9 protein-coding genes and 1 pseudogene are annotated in these 16,644 nt (G+C 34.5%); 7 read left to right on the top strand and 3 right to left on the bottom strand.

What is annotated here, in order from left to right:
* Nucleotides 1–28 precede the first annotated feature (28 nt).
* Nucleotides 29–1,261 (bottom strand): CAP domain-containing protein, encoded by a 1,233-nt coding sequence (locus tag NFR82_RS02410; protein ID WP_251716555.1) that lies wholly within the window; start codon nucleotides 1,259–1,261, stop codon nucleotides 29–31.
* A 143-nt stretch (nucleotides 1,262–1,404) separates the two neighbouring features.
* On the opposite strand from NFR82_RS02410, the gene NFR82_RS02415 reads away from it, so the two are divergent.
* The 6 genes from NFR82_RS02415 to NFR82_RS02440 all read left to right on the top strand — a co-directional run bounded on the left by NFR82_RS02415 (nucleotide 1,405) and on the right by NFR82_RS02440 (nucleotide 9,944).
* Nucleotides 1,405–2,487, top strand: coding sequence for a D-alanine--D-alanine ligase family protein (locus NFR82_RS02415; protein ID WP_251716556.1), 1,083 nt, complete (start codon nucleotides 1,405–1,407; stop codon nucleotides 2,485–2,487).
* Between the two features lie 25 nt (nucleotides 2,488–2,512).
* Nucleotides 2,513–3,238 (top strand): helix-turn-helix domain-containing protein, encoded by a 726-nt coding sequence (locus NFR82_RS02420; RefSeq protein ID WP_251716557.1) that lies wholly within the window; start codon nucleotides 2,513–2,515, stop codon nucleotides 3,236–3,238.
* Nucleotides 3,239–3,294: 56 nt separating this feature from the next.
* Nucleotides 3,295–4,404 (top strand): YibE/F family protein, encoded by a 1,110-nt coding sequence (locus NFR82_RS02425; RefSeq protein WP_251716598.1) that lies wholly within the window; start codon nucleotides 3,295–3,297, stop codon nucleotides 4,402–4,404.
* Complete coding sequence (locus tag NFR82_RS02430; RefSeq protein WP_251716558.1) at nucleotides 4,401–5,189, top strand: YibE/F family protein; 789 nt, start codon at nucleotides 4,401–4,403, stop codon at nucleotides 5,187–5,189. The genes NFR82_RS02425 and NFR82_RS02430 overlap by 4 nt, the downstream gene beginning before the upstream one ends.
* Nucleotides 5,161–5,979 (top strand): alpha/beta hydrolase, encoded by an 819-nt coding sequence (locus NFR82_RS02435; protein ID WP_251716559.1) that lies wholly within the window; start codon nucleotides 5,161–5,163, stop codon nucleotides 5,977–5,979. Before NFR82_RS02430 ends, NFR82_RS02435 begins: the two co-directional genes overlap by 29 nt.
* Nucleotides 5,980–6,266: 287 nt before the next feature.
* Nucleotides 6,267–9,944, top strand: coding sequence for a mucin-binding protein (locus NFR82_RS02440; RefSeq protein WP_251716560.1), 3,678 nt, complete (start codon nucleotides 6,267–6,269; stop codon nucleotides 9,942–9,944).
* Nucleotides 9,945–9,954: 10 nt separating this feature from the next.
* Here NFR82_RS02440 and NFR82_RS02445 read toward each other — a convergent pair.
* Nucleotides 9,955–10,143: pseudogene (locus tag NFR82_RS02445) on the bottom strand (transposase); the annotation flags it as partial.
* 587 nt (nucleotides 10,144–10,730) lie between these two features.
* Here NFR82_RS02445 and NFR82_RS02450 point away from each other — a divergent pair.
* The gene (locus tag NFR82_RS02450) at nucleotides 10,731–13,553 is read left to right on the top strand and encodes a YSIRK-type signal peptide-containing protein (protein WP_251716561.1); all 2,823 of its coding nucleotides are present in this window, start codon (nucleotides 10,731–10,733) and stop codon (nucleotides 13,551–13,553) included.
* A 65-nt stretch (nucleotides 13,554–13,618) separates the two neighbouring features.
* Here the strand turns inward: NFR82_RS02450 and NFR82_RS02455 are convergent, their stop codons facing one another.
* Nucleotides 13,619–16,633 (bottom strand): TIM-barrel domain-containing protein, encoded by a 3,015-nt coding sequence (locus tag NFR82_RS02455; protein WP_251716562.1) that lies wholly within the window; start codon nucleotides 16,631–16,633, stop codon nucleotides 13,619–13,621.
* Nucleotides 16,634–16,644: the final 11 nt, after the last annotated feature.

Consider the following 16,644-nt stretch of genomic DNA (forward strand, 5'->3'; position numbering starts at 1 on the left):
TCAAATTGCGAAAATTTGTCCTTTTTTCTTATTGGAAATGAATTGGAATATTCTTCAAGAAACGTTTAATAAAAAAATTATTATTCCATTGATTTTTCTTTAATGAATCAAAATACTGATAGATTTTTGTTTGTTCATTTATTGGATTAAAAGAAGCCCATAATTTTGAACTTTGGTTTGAAAAAGCTGAGTTCCCATGAGGATTTTGCTGTTCGGAAGCCCTTTGATAAGTTGTAGCCTTTTCTTCAACCGATTCAGTTTTAAGACTAGTGTTTTGTTTAAAAAGTTTGAAAGTATATTTATATAAATTACCAATCTTCACCTGATACTGGTGTCCTGCAACAATTGGTGTCTTCCCAGGAAAATATGTAATCACTGTCTTAAAATTACCAAATCCTGAATTACTATAGTTAGTAACGTTTTTTGCAGTATAAGTTTTCTTAGTATCTTTATCAGTAATAGTAACTTTCGGTACTCCAGTAAAAATTTTATCAGATAAGTAAATTGACCAAGCAACATTTTTACCCTTACTTAATTCAACTGGAAAAACACCGACGCTAGGGTAAACTACTGTAGCCTTACTTGCTGGTTTGAAAAGATCATCAACATTAAGTACTTTTTGAACAGAGTAACGATAGCCGTTGCTACCATAAGCAGCTCCAATTCCTGTGGTTGATAGTCTGGTTGAAAGAAGCCATGCACGGTGACCAGTATCTGAACCAGTTAAATTATAGTGGTCGGTCAATAAGTCAGTGATCACATCTCCAGCAGATTGATTATTAACGTTAAAGTTTAAATTTGATGTTTCAGAGGTATCCTGAGCTAATTTCCAAGTTCCCTTATTAATATAATTGGGCCTCTTCTCATTTGGTAAACCATGTTGGTTAACAAAGGGATTGGCATTAATTGATGCCATAACTGCTGCAGTAGTTTGAGCACTATCATTGGCCAACTTGTCATCAGTAATTGGTTGAAGACCAAATAAGCTACGATAGTAGTTGATATATGATAATTGATCACTGATATAATCCTTTTGAAGTTTACCAGCATTAAAGTTTTGCCCTAATTTAGGAGTAACTTCATAGAGATTATTTTGATTATATGATTTCTTACTTAAATTTGCGTACTCTTTTTGGAACTGATGAACTTGAGTGATTTCACCATTAGAAAAGTTCGCCGCTTTAATCGATGTACTTGGACTTAATGTAGTTAAAATTCCAACACTGATGATTGTTGTAATGGATAATCTTTTTAGAAGCATTGTTTTTTGCACTTCCTTTTTATATTTACCTAATTATACTTTATCATGGATATTTAATTATAAAAAATATATTGTAATTTTGTTTTTTCTTAAGAATATTGCGTATAATTATAGGATGGTAACAATAATTAAGAGGTAAAAAAATGACTAAAAAGATAAAAGTCGGTTTAATTTTTGGCGGAAATTCTTCAGAATATGAAGTTTCAATTGTTTCAGGTCACAACATTTATAAAGCGATAGATAAAGATAAGTTTGAAGTACACCCAATCTGGATTACTAATGATGGCTACTTTGCCGATGAAGAAGAAAGTTTCAAAGTGTTAGAGGATCATAATTATAAGGTAAAGAATCCTCATAAGGTGAATAATATTTCAAACTTAATTGAACTTGCTGATTTACCGGAAATTGATATTTTCTTCCCAATTGTTCACGGTAATCTTGGTGAAGATGGTGGTCTTCAAGGTTTATTTAAAATTCTTGATAAACCATTTGTTGGTGATGACATTTTATCAGCTGCCGTAACTATGGATAAGGAATTTACTAAGATCTTGGCTCAAAGAGTGGGTGTTCCTGTTGCTGATTGGATTTCAATTAAGCGTTTTGAGTTTGATGATAAAGGTAACGATAAGTTGGATTACAACAAGGTAAGTGAAACTCTTGGAGAGGACTTATTTGTAAAACCTTCCAACCAAGGTTCATCTGTTGGTGTTAGCCATGTTACAAACGCTGAAGAATACAAGAAGGCACTTGATGAAGCCTTTAAGTATGATGATAAAGTTTTAGTTGAAAAGACAGTTCCAGGTACTGAAGTAGAAACTGCTGTACTTGGTAATGATGAACCAATCGTAGCCGGTGTTGGTGAAATTACTAACGCTAAGGGCTCATTCTATACTTATGAAAATAAGTACGACAATTCATCAACTTCTAAATTACAAATTCCGGCCAATTTACCAGATAAAATTGTTCAAACTGTTAGATCAAATGCTTTAAAGGTTTACCAAGTTACTGAATGCTCTGGTTTAGCTAGAATTGACTCAATGCTTACTCCAGATGGTAAGGTTGTTTTAACTGAAGTTAACGCACTTCCTGGATTTACTAATATTAGTATGTATCCAAAACTATTTGAAGAAGCTGGAATTCCATATACTGAGTTGATTACACGTTTGATCGAAGCTGGTCAAGATAGATATAATCACAAGAAACACTTACTTCACAAGCATGATTAAGATCTATTTTTAGGAGTGGGATTGAATGACTAGCAATAAGCATGATTTTATAGAACTTGACGCCCCATCTACTGTAGCGGAAAAGTTGGGAATTAGTGTTGCTACTCTTCGTAAATATTCTTTAATTGTTGAGACGGTTACTGGCAATAAGAATTATTATGAGCGAAACAAGCAGCGTTCACGCTTATACCATCAAAAAGATATTGAAGATTTAGATGCTTTTTATAAATTGTCAAAGCAAAAAGGTTTGACTTTAAAGGAAGCTGCTAGACAAATTTATGCAGTTAGTGACAAGGTTAAAGTTAAAAAGCCAGAAAAAAGTAATGAAATGATGGATCCACATCAAGTTGCTAAACTTTTAGGGGCTCTCCAACAAACAATTGCAACTCAAAATGAAGCAATTGATAATTTACAAAAACAGTTAAATAGAATTGAACAGCAAAATAAAGAATTGATTAAGAACCAATTATCAAATCCTCCTAAAAAGGATGATCATTTAGAAAAGATTGCGGCAATGCCGGATATTTCTGGAATTGTAGATCCTGAAGAGGAAGAGGCTCCTTTAAGCCAGGCTGATAAAAGAAAGAAACTTGTAGAAGATTCTCAAAAATCTGAAGAAGATTTGCATAGTGAAATTTTAAAAAAAGCTCGTGAAAATGCAGAAAAACGTGCAACTGGCAATGTTCATCGAACTTTAGCAGATATGCAGCTTCAGCCTCAAAAAAGGCACTGGTGGCAAAAGCTATTTTGATAAAATAAAAGGGCGACTAACTGATAGTCGCCTTTTATATTAAAAATATTTAGGAGATAAAAATGAAGTTTAAGAAGCGATATTTGTTTGCTTTGCTAGCTTTAATTATTGGTATAGCTCTAACCGCTGCAACTTATTTTGCAGTAGGGATTTATCAAAAAGATAATATTGCTGTAATTACTGATGCCAAAATTGCAGATCGTTTAGTCGAAAAAAATAAGGATGTCTATAACAATCAGGATGAAACTCGTGAACAAACTATTCATGTCAAAGTTTTGGATGGTCCTTATAAAGGAAAAACTTTTGTAGAAAAGAATGTTTATTATCCGTCTCAGCTTGTAACTCAAAAATATCGAGCAGGAGATAGAATTTTTGTCAGTATAAAAAAAGGTAAGCTAGCTTTGGGGAATCCTAAGCGAGATTGGGTTTTGGTTTTGGTAGTGACTATTACTGTTGCTTTGATGATTGCTTTAGTCGGTAGGCACACGATAGCATTAGTTGTTTCTATGGCCCTAAGTTGGGTAATTTTTTATGGGGTAATTTTATTAGATGTAAAGTTGAACGGTGCGTATATAATATTACTCTTTGGTGCAGCTGATATTATCTTTTCTTTCATCAGTTTATTAATTGTTCAAGGCTTTAATAAAAAAATGTTAGTTACTTGGCTGGCTACTATACTCGGAGTTTTTGTTTCTTTTTTGCTCTGTTATATCATTATGAAATTAACTGGAGAAACAGAAATGCAGTATGAAACAGGCGACTATGCAACACAAGATCCAAGGGGAATCTTTCTTGCTCAAACACTGTTAGGAGTTCTTGGCGCAGTAATGGATGAAGCTACTGACATTGTTTCAAGCCTGTATGAGGTTATTAAAGTGAAAAAAGATATTACTCCAAAGGAATTGATTAATAGTGGACGTAATATGGGACAAGAAATTATGGGACCATTAATTAATGTTTTGCTTTTGATTTTTATCGCTGAAGCCTTGCCAATGACGATTTTATACCTAAGAGATAATAACAGCTTAAGTTCTGCCTTTGGCTTTACATTATCGCTTGGAGCAACGCAGACCGTGATTTCTGCTATCAGTATAGTCATAACAGTTGTATTTGCGACAGGATGCAGTTTACTATTATTACGAGACCAAAGAGGAGGTAAATTATGAGTACACTCTTAGTTTTGGTGATTGTTTTAGCAGTTTTGATGACAATCGTTGGTGGAGAAACTGGGATTAGAAGTTTCTTTAGTGTGCTGATTAATACCTTACTTTTAATATTAGTTGCAATGCTAATTTCATGGGGAATTGATGTAGCGATTATTACATTAATTTTTATACCTTTGAAATTGGTCACAATTATTTATTTAGGAACACATGACTATAAGGTTGCTAAGAATTCATTTATTGCTGCTTTTATTGTTTGTTTAATTGTTAGTTTGTTGATTTTAGCTTGTCAATGGTTGGCACAAGCTGCAGGACTTGGACCGGAAGCCGGTGAAGTGCTAGTTGGTTTGTCCCAAATGCCAGGAATCAGTTATGCAATGATTGCCGTAACTGTAGCGATTTTTTCAACGCTTGGAGCAATTGCAGAAGCTGCTGTTGCAATGAGTTCAGGTCTACTTGAAATTAAGCGTCATCACCCTGAAATTAGTCGGCATGAGCTTGAAGCGAGTGGAACTGCAGTTGGTAATGATGTTTTAGGAACAGCTATGAATACAATTTTATTTGGGATGTTCGGCAGCTTTTTGTCATTATTTCTATGGTATTTTCGTTTAGGTTACAGCTTTGGAGAAGTTGTGAACGAAAAATTATTTGTCAATGAAGCATTAATAATTTTGTATTCATTAATTGGTGTTTTGCTCACTGTTCCTCTTTCCACATATTTGATTTCAAGAGGGATGAGCAATGAGGTTGAGGTAGAAAATGAAGACAGAAAACATAAGTCTAACTAATTTTAATAATCGAAAGTTTACAATTCATACTTATACTCTTGATGAAAATCCGAAATTGGTTGAAAATAAACGACCATTAGTGATTGTGATTCCAGGTGGAAGTTTTGATCATCTTTCTCTAAGAGAAGGTGAGCCTGTCGCATTAGCTTATAATTCGCACGGCTTTAACAGCGTAGTGATGGAATATAATTTAGTGCAGGATGCTGGCAAAATCTATCCAGATGCCGGGCTTGATGTGTTGAGTACAATTAAGTATTATCGTGACAATGCGGAAAAGTATCACATTGATCCAAATAAGATTGTGACAATTGGCTTTTCAGCAGGTGGTCATGTTGCAAGTAGTGCAAATTATATGGCTAATAGTTTAGAGTATGCAAAAAAATATGGCTATAAACCAGTAGAGGTAAGACCAAATAAGACCATTTTAGGTTATCCGTTAATCAATATTAGTCAGATTGGTTTTGAAGTACCAGAGGGTGAAACTGAGAAAATGCCTGATGATCCGAAGTTATTAGATGGAGCTTTAGGTGTTACACGTGAAACACCAGCTACATTTATTTTCCAGGCATGGGATGATCCAATTGTTTTGATTTCAAATTCAATTGAATACATCAAAGCACTGAATGAAAATCACGTTAAATGTGAGGCTCACTTATATGAACGAGGATTCCACGGCTTTTCATTGGCTAGACCCGAAGTAGTTGAAAAAGGTAGTGAATGGGAGAATAATCCTCATGCTGCTAGCTGGTTTAAATTAAGTTTAGAATGGTTAGCACAAGAATTTAAGTAAAAAAAGAGGGCTCTCTGAGTAAGTAAAAGTTAAGCCGTTTAATACACTTATTAAAAGAGGACATAGCACAACTCTTAAAAAACTTAATTGAATTGGTTGAAGAAGGATTTTAAGTTAGAGAGGCTATGGTCTTTTTTTATGCAAAAAATTCTGCCAATAGAATATCATAAAATATTCCATCAACAGGAAAAATTATCGAGCCTTTTATTCCTATATTAAAACGCTGAAAAATAACGAATTGTGTTAATATATAGAAAAGAGGATAAAAATATTTTTGGAGGAATAAATTGAAATACAAAAACAAAACAAAAAACAACAAAAATAATTTAATAACAACTGAAGTAAATCGACATTATTCGATCAGAAAATTTAGTGTTGGTGTAGCTTCAGTCTTAATTGGAAGTACTTTATTTTTAGGTAGCCAAGGACAAAAAGTTCAAGCTGCTGACAATAATAAGCCAGCTGTTACTGAAGAAAGTAACTCGCAATTATCTTCAGACAGGGATAGTTCAAGCAGCGAAAGTGACACTGTGTCAAGAAAAGAACTAACTCCCGCTGTAACTTCTAATGAAAAGAAAGATAATAATGCTACTAATCCATCCGTTGTTAACAAGCCAGTTAATGAGCAAGTATCTTCATCAGCACAAGATGATGTAGCTAAGCAAGAATTATCTGGAGATACGAATGGGGCAGGTAACCTGGATGATAATAACAACCCAAGTCATAAGGCGACATCTTTAAATACTGATTCAAATAAGTTTGAATTGACTTCAACTATTACCAATAATACTGATCATGATGATAAAAACATCTTTGCAGTTACTGTATTACCGAATACAAAAGATGGTAAGAGCCAATTTGATACTCACTTAACAGGTCCTGTCGAAGTTGAAGGCGTAGAAAACGCTGAAAATGTCATTAATTGGTATGTCACAGGCGATGTTGGTAAATCATTAGACACCTTACTTACTAAAGATAAAGATGGTAATTATGAACCAACTAAAGCAGCGCTTGAGAAAGCTATTCCTGAAGGCTCCCCTAAGGTTACTCGCGTTTGGAAGAATAAACCAGATAATTGGGATCAAGTTACCGCAGTCATTACCACTGTTGATAGTTTGAAAGCTAAATCAAGCTTGAAAATCCATTTACATACTTATGATCCAAGTGTTGAAAATGATGTCGGGAAAAACGCATATATGTCTCAAGCTGTGATGGATTCAACATCCTTTAAGAAGTTGAGACTCGGACGAACTGTTAATTATGTTAGTGTTGACGGTAGAGATTTAGGATCATCAGGCCCCCAAAATATTAATGATATTGCAATCTATCACACCAATGCTATCACTGGAGATATAGTTGGCGATATCGTTTTAGAAAAAGGTCTACCAGAAGTGGGAGTTCCAACATTTAAAGGCTACAAACTTACAAGCATTTCTGGTGGTAATAGTGAGTTTTGGCAAGATTATGATCCAGAAAATCCAAAAGAAATTTTTCCAGTAAAAGTTATTAAAAACTTACAAGATGCCAAAACAAATAAGGTCAGTGGATATGCCCAAATTCCAAATTATTTTATTACTGTAACATATGATACTCCTCACGAGAATACCAGTATTATTACTGGAGGCGGCCATGCCAATACTTTAGCTTTGTTCAGTATGCTTGCTGCCGTTCCTCAAACACCTGATAAAGTAGAGCAGCACACTTCAATCATCAATGCCGGTGATAGTAATAGTGCTAAGTTAACTGTTGTTGGTAAACAAAAGATCAATATTAGTTACATTGATGACACTGACAATAAACAAATCGGTCAAACTGATTCAGTTGAAGGTTTACCTGGTGAAACGGCAGCTTATTCTACAGCAGATAGAATTAATGCATATAAGAAACAAGGATATGTCTTAGTCAGTGATGGGACTAAGTCTCAAGATGGTCAAAGTACTTTAATTTACGATAATGACTATCAAACTGATCAAAACTTTGAAGTTCACTTGAAGCATGAGACTAAACCTGTTGAAGATGATAGTACAGTAACTGAAACCATTCACTATATCTATAAGGATGGTGCTACTGCAAGTCCTGATAAGGTTCAGACTATTAACTTTAAACGCATTGGAACTAAGGATCTTGTAACCCAGGATGTAATTTGGGATCCAGTTACTCCGCAAACTTTTGCGAAAGTGGATTCTCCAGAAATTAGCGGTTATACTCCTGATGTTGCAGCAATCGATGCAATTACAGTTAACTTTGGTGATCAAAACATTGAAAAGACAGTAACTTATACTGCAAATGATCAAAATGCGAAAATCACTTACATCGATGATACAACCGGTACTTCATTAAAGAGTGAAGCTGCCAATGGTAAGTTTGGCGAATTAATTGAATTTCCTACTGATGTTGATACACAAATCAAGGACTATGAGGATAAAGGTTATAAATTTGTATCTAAAAACTTTGAATCCAATAAATATCAAGCCGATAATGCCAAAAATGTTTTCGAAGTTCATTTAACTCATGGTTATACTACTCCTGAAAGGACTGTACGCCATGCTACTTGGACCATCAATTATGTTGGTACAGATCATAATCCTGAAGCTAAACAACAAAAAGTAACCTTTACCCGTACTGTTTATACTGATAAGGTAACTAATGAAGTACATGATTCAGGTTATGTTCCAGATAAGCAATTTGAAGATGTTAAATCTCCAGAAGTAGATGGCTATGATGTTGATATTAAGACTGCTCATCAAGATACTGTTTTAGGTAAAGATAATACTGATGGTAAATTTGAAACTACGGTAATTTACACTAAACCTAATGAATTCGTTGATACTGATACTCCAGTTGAAAGTCACCGCGCTACTTTAACTATCAATTATGTTGGTACCGATAATAATCCTAAATCAGTGGTTCAAACTGTTTACTTTGTGAAGAAGGGTGATCAGTTTGTTCCAACCAGCAATTTTGAAGATGTAGTTTCACCTGAAGTTAATGGCTACAACCTTTACAATCCTGATGAATTTGCTAAGGTTCACCAAGATACTAAGTTAGGAGAAAATGATACTGATATTGACTATGTAATTGATGTACCTTACGTAAAAGATCAACCAGGTACTGACTTACCTGATCCAATGGAAAGTACTAAGCAAACTTGGACTATTCATTATGTTGGTTTAGACAAGAATCCTGATGATGTCGTACAAACTATTCACTTCATTAAGAAGGGTGGTAAGTTTGTACCAGTAGATTCTTATGAAGATGATGTTAAATCACCAGAAGTAGATGGCTACGATGTTGATACTAAGATTGCTAAAGCTGAAAATGCTACAGTCTTACCTGATGGCAATCTTGAAACTATAGTAGTTTATACTAAGCCTAATGAATTCGTTGACGTACCTGCCAAGATAGCTGATAAAAAAGGAATCCCAGGTGAACCATTAGTTCAAGATAAGCTTCCAGCTTTCACTGGTGGTGTTCCAGGCATTCCGTTAGAACAACCAGAACTTCCTAAATTTGAAGGAGGCATTCCAGGTATTCCATTGGAACAACCTAATAAGCCAATTGCAGAAATCGGAATCCCTAATGAACCTTTAGATCAACCTGATCTTCCAATTGTACCTACCCCAGACACAAACATCCCCGATATTCCAAATCCAAAAATACCTGAAAAACAAGTACCTCAAAAACCAACACTAAGTAATCCAACACCGGATCCAGATCCAACTCCTGAAGTACCGGTATCAAATGAAGATACTTCAGTTAAATCAGGAAACATAACTTCAGATTCATTTGTTTCTACTAGAACTAATTCATCTAAAGTAGTTCCTAAGAAATATAGAAATACTGAAAAACTTTTACCTCAAACAGGTAAAAAGAATTCCGTAGCACTTTCAATGCTAGGGCTGGCTACCTTGAGTTTGACCGGTTTAATAGTACTAGCTACAACTAAAAAGAAAAGACGTTATTAGTTATAGTTTTTTAAACACTTATCTCTAAGGTGGGATAAGTGTTTTCTTTTACTCTATTTTGTTCCAACCTAATTCTGATTATGATTAATAAATGTTTGAAATTAGTATAACCATAAGCAGTACGTTCAATTTGTTTAATCTTACGATTAACTCCTTCAAGACAATTGTTTGAGTAAGTAGAAGTTAAGTCATTTAATACATCATTAAAAGAGGACATAGCACAACTCCTAAAAAACTTAATTGAATTGGTTGAAGAAAGATTTTAAGTTAGAGAGGCTATAGCTTCTTTCTTTATGCAAAAAATCCTGCCAATAGAATATCATAAGATATTCCATCAACAGGAGAAATTATAGAGCCTAATAATCAGGTAACAAATGAGTTGCCTGATTATTTTTTCTAAAAGGCACTTTTATAAGACAATGATATAGTAAAACGACAGTTATAAAATATAACTGAAGATAAAGATGAATAATAGGAGAATAGATATGATTTATAGCGTTAATTTAGATACAAGTAATGAAAAGGTGGGTAAGGTGTAGAAATATCGCTGATTTTAAAGAAATTTGATATTGAATCAATGGTAATAGGAATTGCTCTACATGTGGATAAAATTAAATCACATCTTGATGAAATTGGAGTTAAACACAATTTCATTGAAAAAGTACCTGCTGCAAAAGTACAACAAGAATTCTTGGCTCATTCTCTAGATTAATTATTATTTTATACTTTAACATAACGCTGAAGTGTTATAATATAACTGTCGTGATTTTATTTTGGAGGATAAGGATGAAAAATAGAAAAAAGAGTGTAGATAAACAAGCCCGTTTTGCAATTAGAAAATTAAGTATCGGAGCTGTTTCAGTGCTTATTTCTACAAGCATTTACTTAGGATTAGGAAGCAACGATGTATTGGCAGATACTAATTCTTCAAATGACAGTGGTGAAGTAACTAACAATAACAGTGAATCTATTGAAACTAAAAATATTAATGTAGTTTCTGCTTCTGAGTTCCAGAATGAAGGATTAGATAATAATCTTGCTGAATCAAAGGTAGAGCAACAATCTTCAAATTCTGCTTCAAATCCTGATCAACCTAGTGAACAACTTATGACTAGTGCACCTGTTTATACTACTCAAGGTCAAATGCCTCCTTTAGATGTAAACAATATGTTTACTGCAGATCAATTAGAAGAAGCTCAAATTGATACTAATAGTCCAAAGACTACTGCAACTTGGGTTCAAAAACCAGATGTTTCAAAGATTGGAAATGCTTCAGGTACTGCTAAGTTAAGCTATGAAGACTTTAATGCTGATCCTACAACTAATGATCAAGGTGAAGACGTATATCCATTAAAGGACATTACTGTTAATGTACCTGTCTTAGTTAGAAAAGCTGAACAAGAAGCAAACCAAGACCAAGTTAAGAACAGTTTGAATATTATTAATACTACTGATAACTCTTTAGTTGCGCACTATGAATGGATTGGTGCGAAGGTTAAAAATGATGATGAAGAAGAACCAATGCCTAACAGTGATTCTATTTCAGAAGATATTACTAATATGCTGCAATCGCTTGGTTTTGAAATGGATGACTATTCTTATTTTCCAACAGATATAACTGAGTTTGGTACAAAGAATAAGGTAGCAACCATTTTCGTAAAGCCAAGTTCAACTGCTCCAGTCATTACTGATACACCATATTTTACCTACGGTGGAGGTGACACCAGTAGTATTAACAATGTTACTGAAACTCCAGATCCAGCAAGTTATATTGGAAATTTGGGTACTTTACCAGCTGGAACTAAGATTGAATGGAATGTTGCACCAGAATATAATACTCAAAAAGATGAAGACGGTAATTGGATAAGTGAAGCACCAACTAACGATCCAAGCATTAAGGTCACTCTTCCTGGTAAAGATCCAATTATTTTAAAGGCTTCAAGTGATGATATTCCTTTAAAAGACATAGCTACTTTACCTGCTTATGGAAATGGTACTTTATTAATTAAGTCAGACAATCAAGTAAAAGTTGGTGATAAAGTTGGATCACCATTAGACTATGTGACCAACTTAGACCAATATTTGAAGTCAGATCATGCACCAGAGGATGTTCAAGCATTCAAGGACTCCTTTAAGTGGACAGTAGCACCAAATACTCAACAAGCTGGTTATACCTTAGGAGCCTTTACTTATGATAACAGCGGGATTTCATATGGTGGTAACATGATTTTATTTAAGGTAAATCCAACTGCTGTTAATAATTCAAAGACTATCACTAGAACTATTACTTTTGAGGGATTACCACAAGATTTAATTCCAAAAGTTGATCCTCAAACAGTAACCTTCACTCAAAATGGTGAACAAACTTATGTTGATGAACCAATTGAATGGAAAACTGATGATAATACGTGGAAGGCTATTCCAATAAATACTATTACTGCAAATAATGTAGTTTATACACCAACAATAACAATTGATGGTAAAGTGGTTAACTCAATTAATGAAGTAACAGTAAATCCTGATACTAAAGATAGTAATGTTATAGTAACTTATCAAAAATCAACTACGGGGGATGCAATTAGTGAGCCAGCAAAATCAGTAGCTACAGTAGTTATTTACCAAACCAAAGATGGAAAAGAAGTTAAGACTGATGTAAAGAAACAAAAGTCAGGAGATAAGGTGGACTTCAATGTCCCAGAAGGTTATGTTCCAGTAGATGAGTTGCCAGATGTTACAGTAACCAGTGATATGAAACCAATTACAATTACTGTAATTAAGAAAGAAACAGCAACAGGTACACCAGAAACAACTCCGGTAAAATCAGTAGCTACAGTGGTTATTTACCAAACCAAAGATGGAGAAGAAATTAAGACTGATGTAAAGGAACAACAACCAGGAGATAAGGTAGAGTTTAATGTTCCAGGAGGATATGTACCAGTAGATAAGCTACCAGAAGTAACAGTAACAAGCGACATGAGTCCAATTAAGATTATTGTGGTTAAAAAGGAAACTGCCACTGATACTCCTGAAATAGTTTCAAATAATAAGGTAGCTAGTGTAGTAATCTACCAAACTGAAGATGGTAAAGTAGTTAAGACTGATATCAAGGAACAACAGCCAGGAGATAAGGTAGAGTTCAATATCCCAGAAGGTTATGTTCCAGCCGATAAGTTACCAGAAGTAACAGTAACAAGCGACATGAGTCCAATTACCATTATTGTGGTTAAAAAGAAAACTGCCACTGATACTCCACTTGTAGAAAATGATCCAGTTAAAGTTGTAATCAACTACCAAGATCAAAATGGCAAAGTAGTGAAAATGACAGATGAAGATCATAATACTGGTGACAGGGTTAAGGTAGATGTTCCAGAAGGATATGTACCAACCACTACTATTCCAGATCTAGTAGCAACTCCAAGTAAGTCTTCTATTACTGAGAATACTAATAGTCACGTTACTCTTAGCTCGGCAAATAAGAAGGATGTTGAAGCAAGAAGCATTCTCCCTAAGACTGGTAGTAAGTCGGTATTGGCTGAAGCTTTATTAGGATTAATATTATTAGCAGGTAGTGCAACCTTAGAATTTATTAGTAAAAGAAAAAAGAATTAATCAAATTAATTCTTAACTAAATAAAAAGAAGATCCAATTATGTTTGGATCTTCTTTTTTTGTTTATTAACTATTTTTATCTCTAAAGAACATTACTTCCTTAGCTCCAACAAAGTTACCAGATGACTTGTAAACAGTTAAACGAATAGCTCGAGCAACTACATCTCTTAATCCAATTACCTTGTTTTTACTATCAGCTTTCCAAGTGTAACGGTCGCCATATGGTTTGAAGTCTTGACCATCTTTAGAAATTTCAATACCAACTTCAATTGGATCGCCATCATGATTAATATTTCGTGGAACGAAGGTCATGCGGCTAAGTTTTTCAATATCATTGAAATTAAATGTTAAGACTAAAGGATTACTTTCATCAAAAGTATCTGTACTTTCCCATTCACTTGCTAATTTCAAATCGGTTAGGTATTCAAGTGGATGATTTGATTTACTTTCATAATTTGATTCAGTTGAAATATTTTGAATTGCATAGTCAATTGCGGCACGCTTAGTATAGGCGCCAAATGGATCAGACCATTCGGATACCTTGTTACCTGCAACGTTTCTTAAACGTAAAATGTACTTGGTATTTGGCTCTAATTCGTGGAAAGTAAAACTACTGCCATCAATTCCATCGTGCAAAACACCATTTAATTCAATTTGAACCTTATCAGCTGTTTTTGGCCAGTTTACAGTCAATGAGTGAGCTGTGATTGAATCCATATCAATAGTTGGCTGCTTTGGTGCGCGAAGCACAGAGTCAGTAATTGAATGAACTAAAGTTTGATTGCCATAGCTGAAATTCTGAATTGTGATAGTGATCTTACTATCAGAAATATCACGTTTAGCTAATTTGATTTGCAAGGCTGGTTGGGTTGAATCACGATATTGATCAAATTCTGGCATCCAGCTGTAGTTGGTATTGTAGAAGAAACCTTCTTTAGCATGAGCGAAGGTATCAACAGTACCATATTCTTGCATGTTAATAACTTGATCATTAATCTTAACTGTCAAACCATCAGGATAGCTGTCACACATGATATTTAAGGCCGTAGGTAATTCTGATTCCATTCCACTAAAGTCACCCTTAGTTGGGTCGATTGTAATTGTTAACATGCTAGAATCAAGATTACTGGTAATTTTAGTTTCACTGTGGTTGTGAGCGTAGTCAACATAGTCATTATCAGCATAAAAGTTAATTTGACTCTTACCTTGTGGATAGAAGACATAATTTCTTTTACCCAGATCAAAGATTGAGCCACCACGAACAAAGACTGGTAAATGCCAAATTGGGTAAGAAAGTTTGTTATAAACTCTACCGCCTAGGTATTTTTCTCCGCTAAATAAATCGATCCACATTGTACGGTGATCAGGAAGATATAAATTATCCTTGCGTGAATTACTTTGACCATCTTCGCGACCACTATTAATTGGTGAAATAAGAAGGTTAGGACCAAGCATAAATTCATGAGAAACTCGTTCAGTATAGTTAATTTGCTCATGAGGAAAATCAATAAATAATGCTCGAACAATTGGCTCACCATTTTGAGCTGCATGAACTAATGTGTAAAGATAATTCTTTAATTGATCACGTAATTCAAGATATGCATGATTAATACGAGTCATCTTATTGTTATAAGTAAATGGATTCTTACTAAATTCGCCTTGATCATCGATATTAAAAAGTAGAGGTGTGAATGATTTCCATTCAAAATCACGAATTGCAATTTGTGCATTTCCACCGCCAACAGTTCCATCAATCCCACTACCAACAAGTGGTTCACCTGAAAGATTGGCACCTAAAAAACCGGCAACTTGAGTACTAATGTTTTCCCAATTACCACCATTATCGCCAAAAATCAAAGCTGCTCTAGTTTGACTGCCAGCATCAGCAGTATTAGCAAAAATAAGTGGACGACGGCGGTTAAGATTGCTTTTAAGCATTTGAGTATCTCTGTTTAAGACATTATCTGAACTATCGTCAGTAAGGATGAATGAAGTATTTTTACTAATTGATGTGTCATTACCAGTAAGCCACATTCCAGGTTCAACGCCATGAGTTTGAGCGTATTCATTGAATAAGGTTAGAGCATCAATATTAGTATTTTCGTCTTTAAAGTTGGGAATCATCCAACCAAGATTGAAACCTTGTTTTTGGTAACGATCAATCATTGCTCTAGCAGAAAATTGATATTGTTCTTCGCCATTTAATGAGGCCTTAGCTGAAGCTGCTTCATCGCTATTAGTTCTTAAATAATAGTTATTATCTTCGAACATGTTGGCATTACGCTGCTTAGCTTTTCCAGGTGCCCACTTAGTAGATAGGAAGTTACCAATATGTCCTAAGTCTAAGGCGTATTTTGGCGGCATTAAAGGTTTACCAGTTAATGCAAAATACTTGCGTAAAATATCTTTAGGTGAATTGCCAATTAAGTAAAAGTTATCAAATACGCCGCTGTTATGTGAGATCACAGCAGCATCTTCATTGACCTTTCCAAAATCATATTCACCATCAGTGTTGGTATTTCTTAATTCACCAAAGCCGGCATTGGACCAGAAAAATGGTACTTGGCTGATTACCCCGCCATCGCCAGTTATGTGGTCGCGTTTAATATTAATTCGCTTACCCTTATGACTGAAAGAGCCATTTTGTAAACCACCACCAAAATAAAATTCATTTTTATTTTGCTTAAGAATTTCGGTAATTTGATCATGTCCTATTTCTAATGGGCTTGATTGGGTCATACGAGTACGATGAAGATTTTCATCGAAAATGCTCATAATTGCAGGCTTTTGTTGGAAAATAATTTGATAATTACCAGATTTAATAATTAAAGAATCACTCGTAGCACGAGGGCGAGAGTTTTCAAAATATTGATTATTAAATTGATCTAAATTGACGATTGAATCACGGCTTTCGTTAAATCGATTACTTGGATCTAAAAAGTAACGAAAGATTCCGTCGCCTAAAATATAAAGGCGGGCAACTTCGCCAGTGGCGTAGTGCAATTCATAAAAGTTGTCACGTTTATTAGCACCGAGAAGCTGTCCTAATTGGTGTCTGTTAGTTTGTGTATTTTCTGTCATTTTGCTTCTTC

The organism is Lactobacillus agrestimuris (assembly GCF_943193025.1).
GTDB lineage: Bacteria > Bacillota > Bacilli > Lactobacillales > Lactobacillaceae > Lactobacillus > Lactobacillus agrestimuris.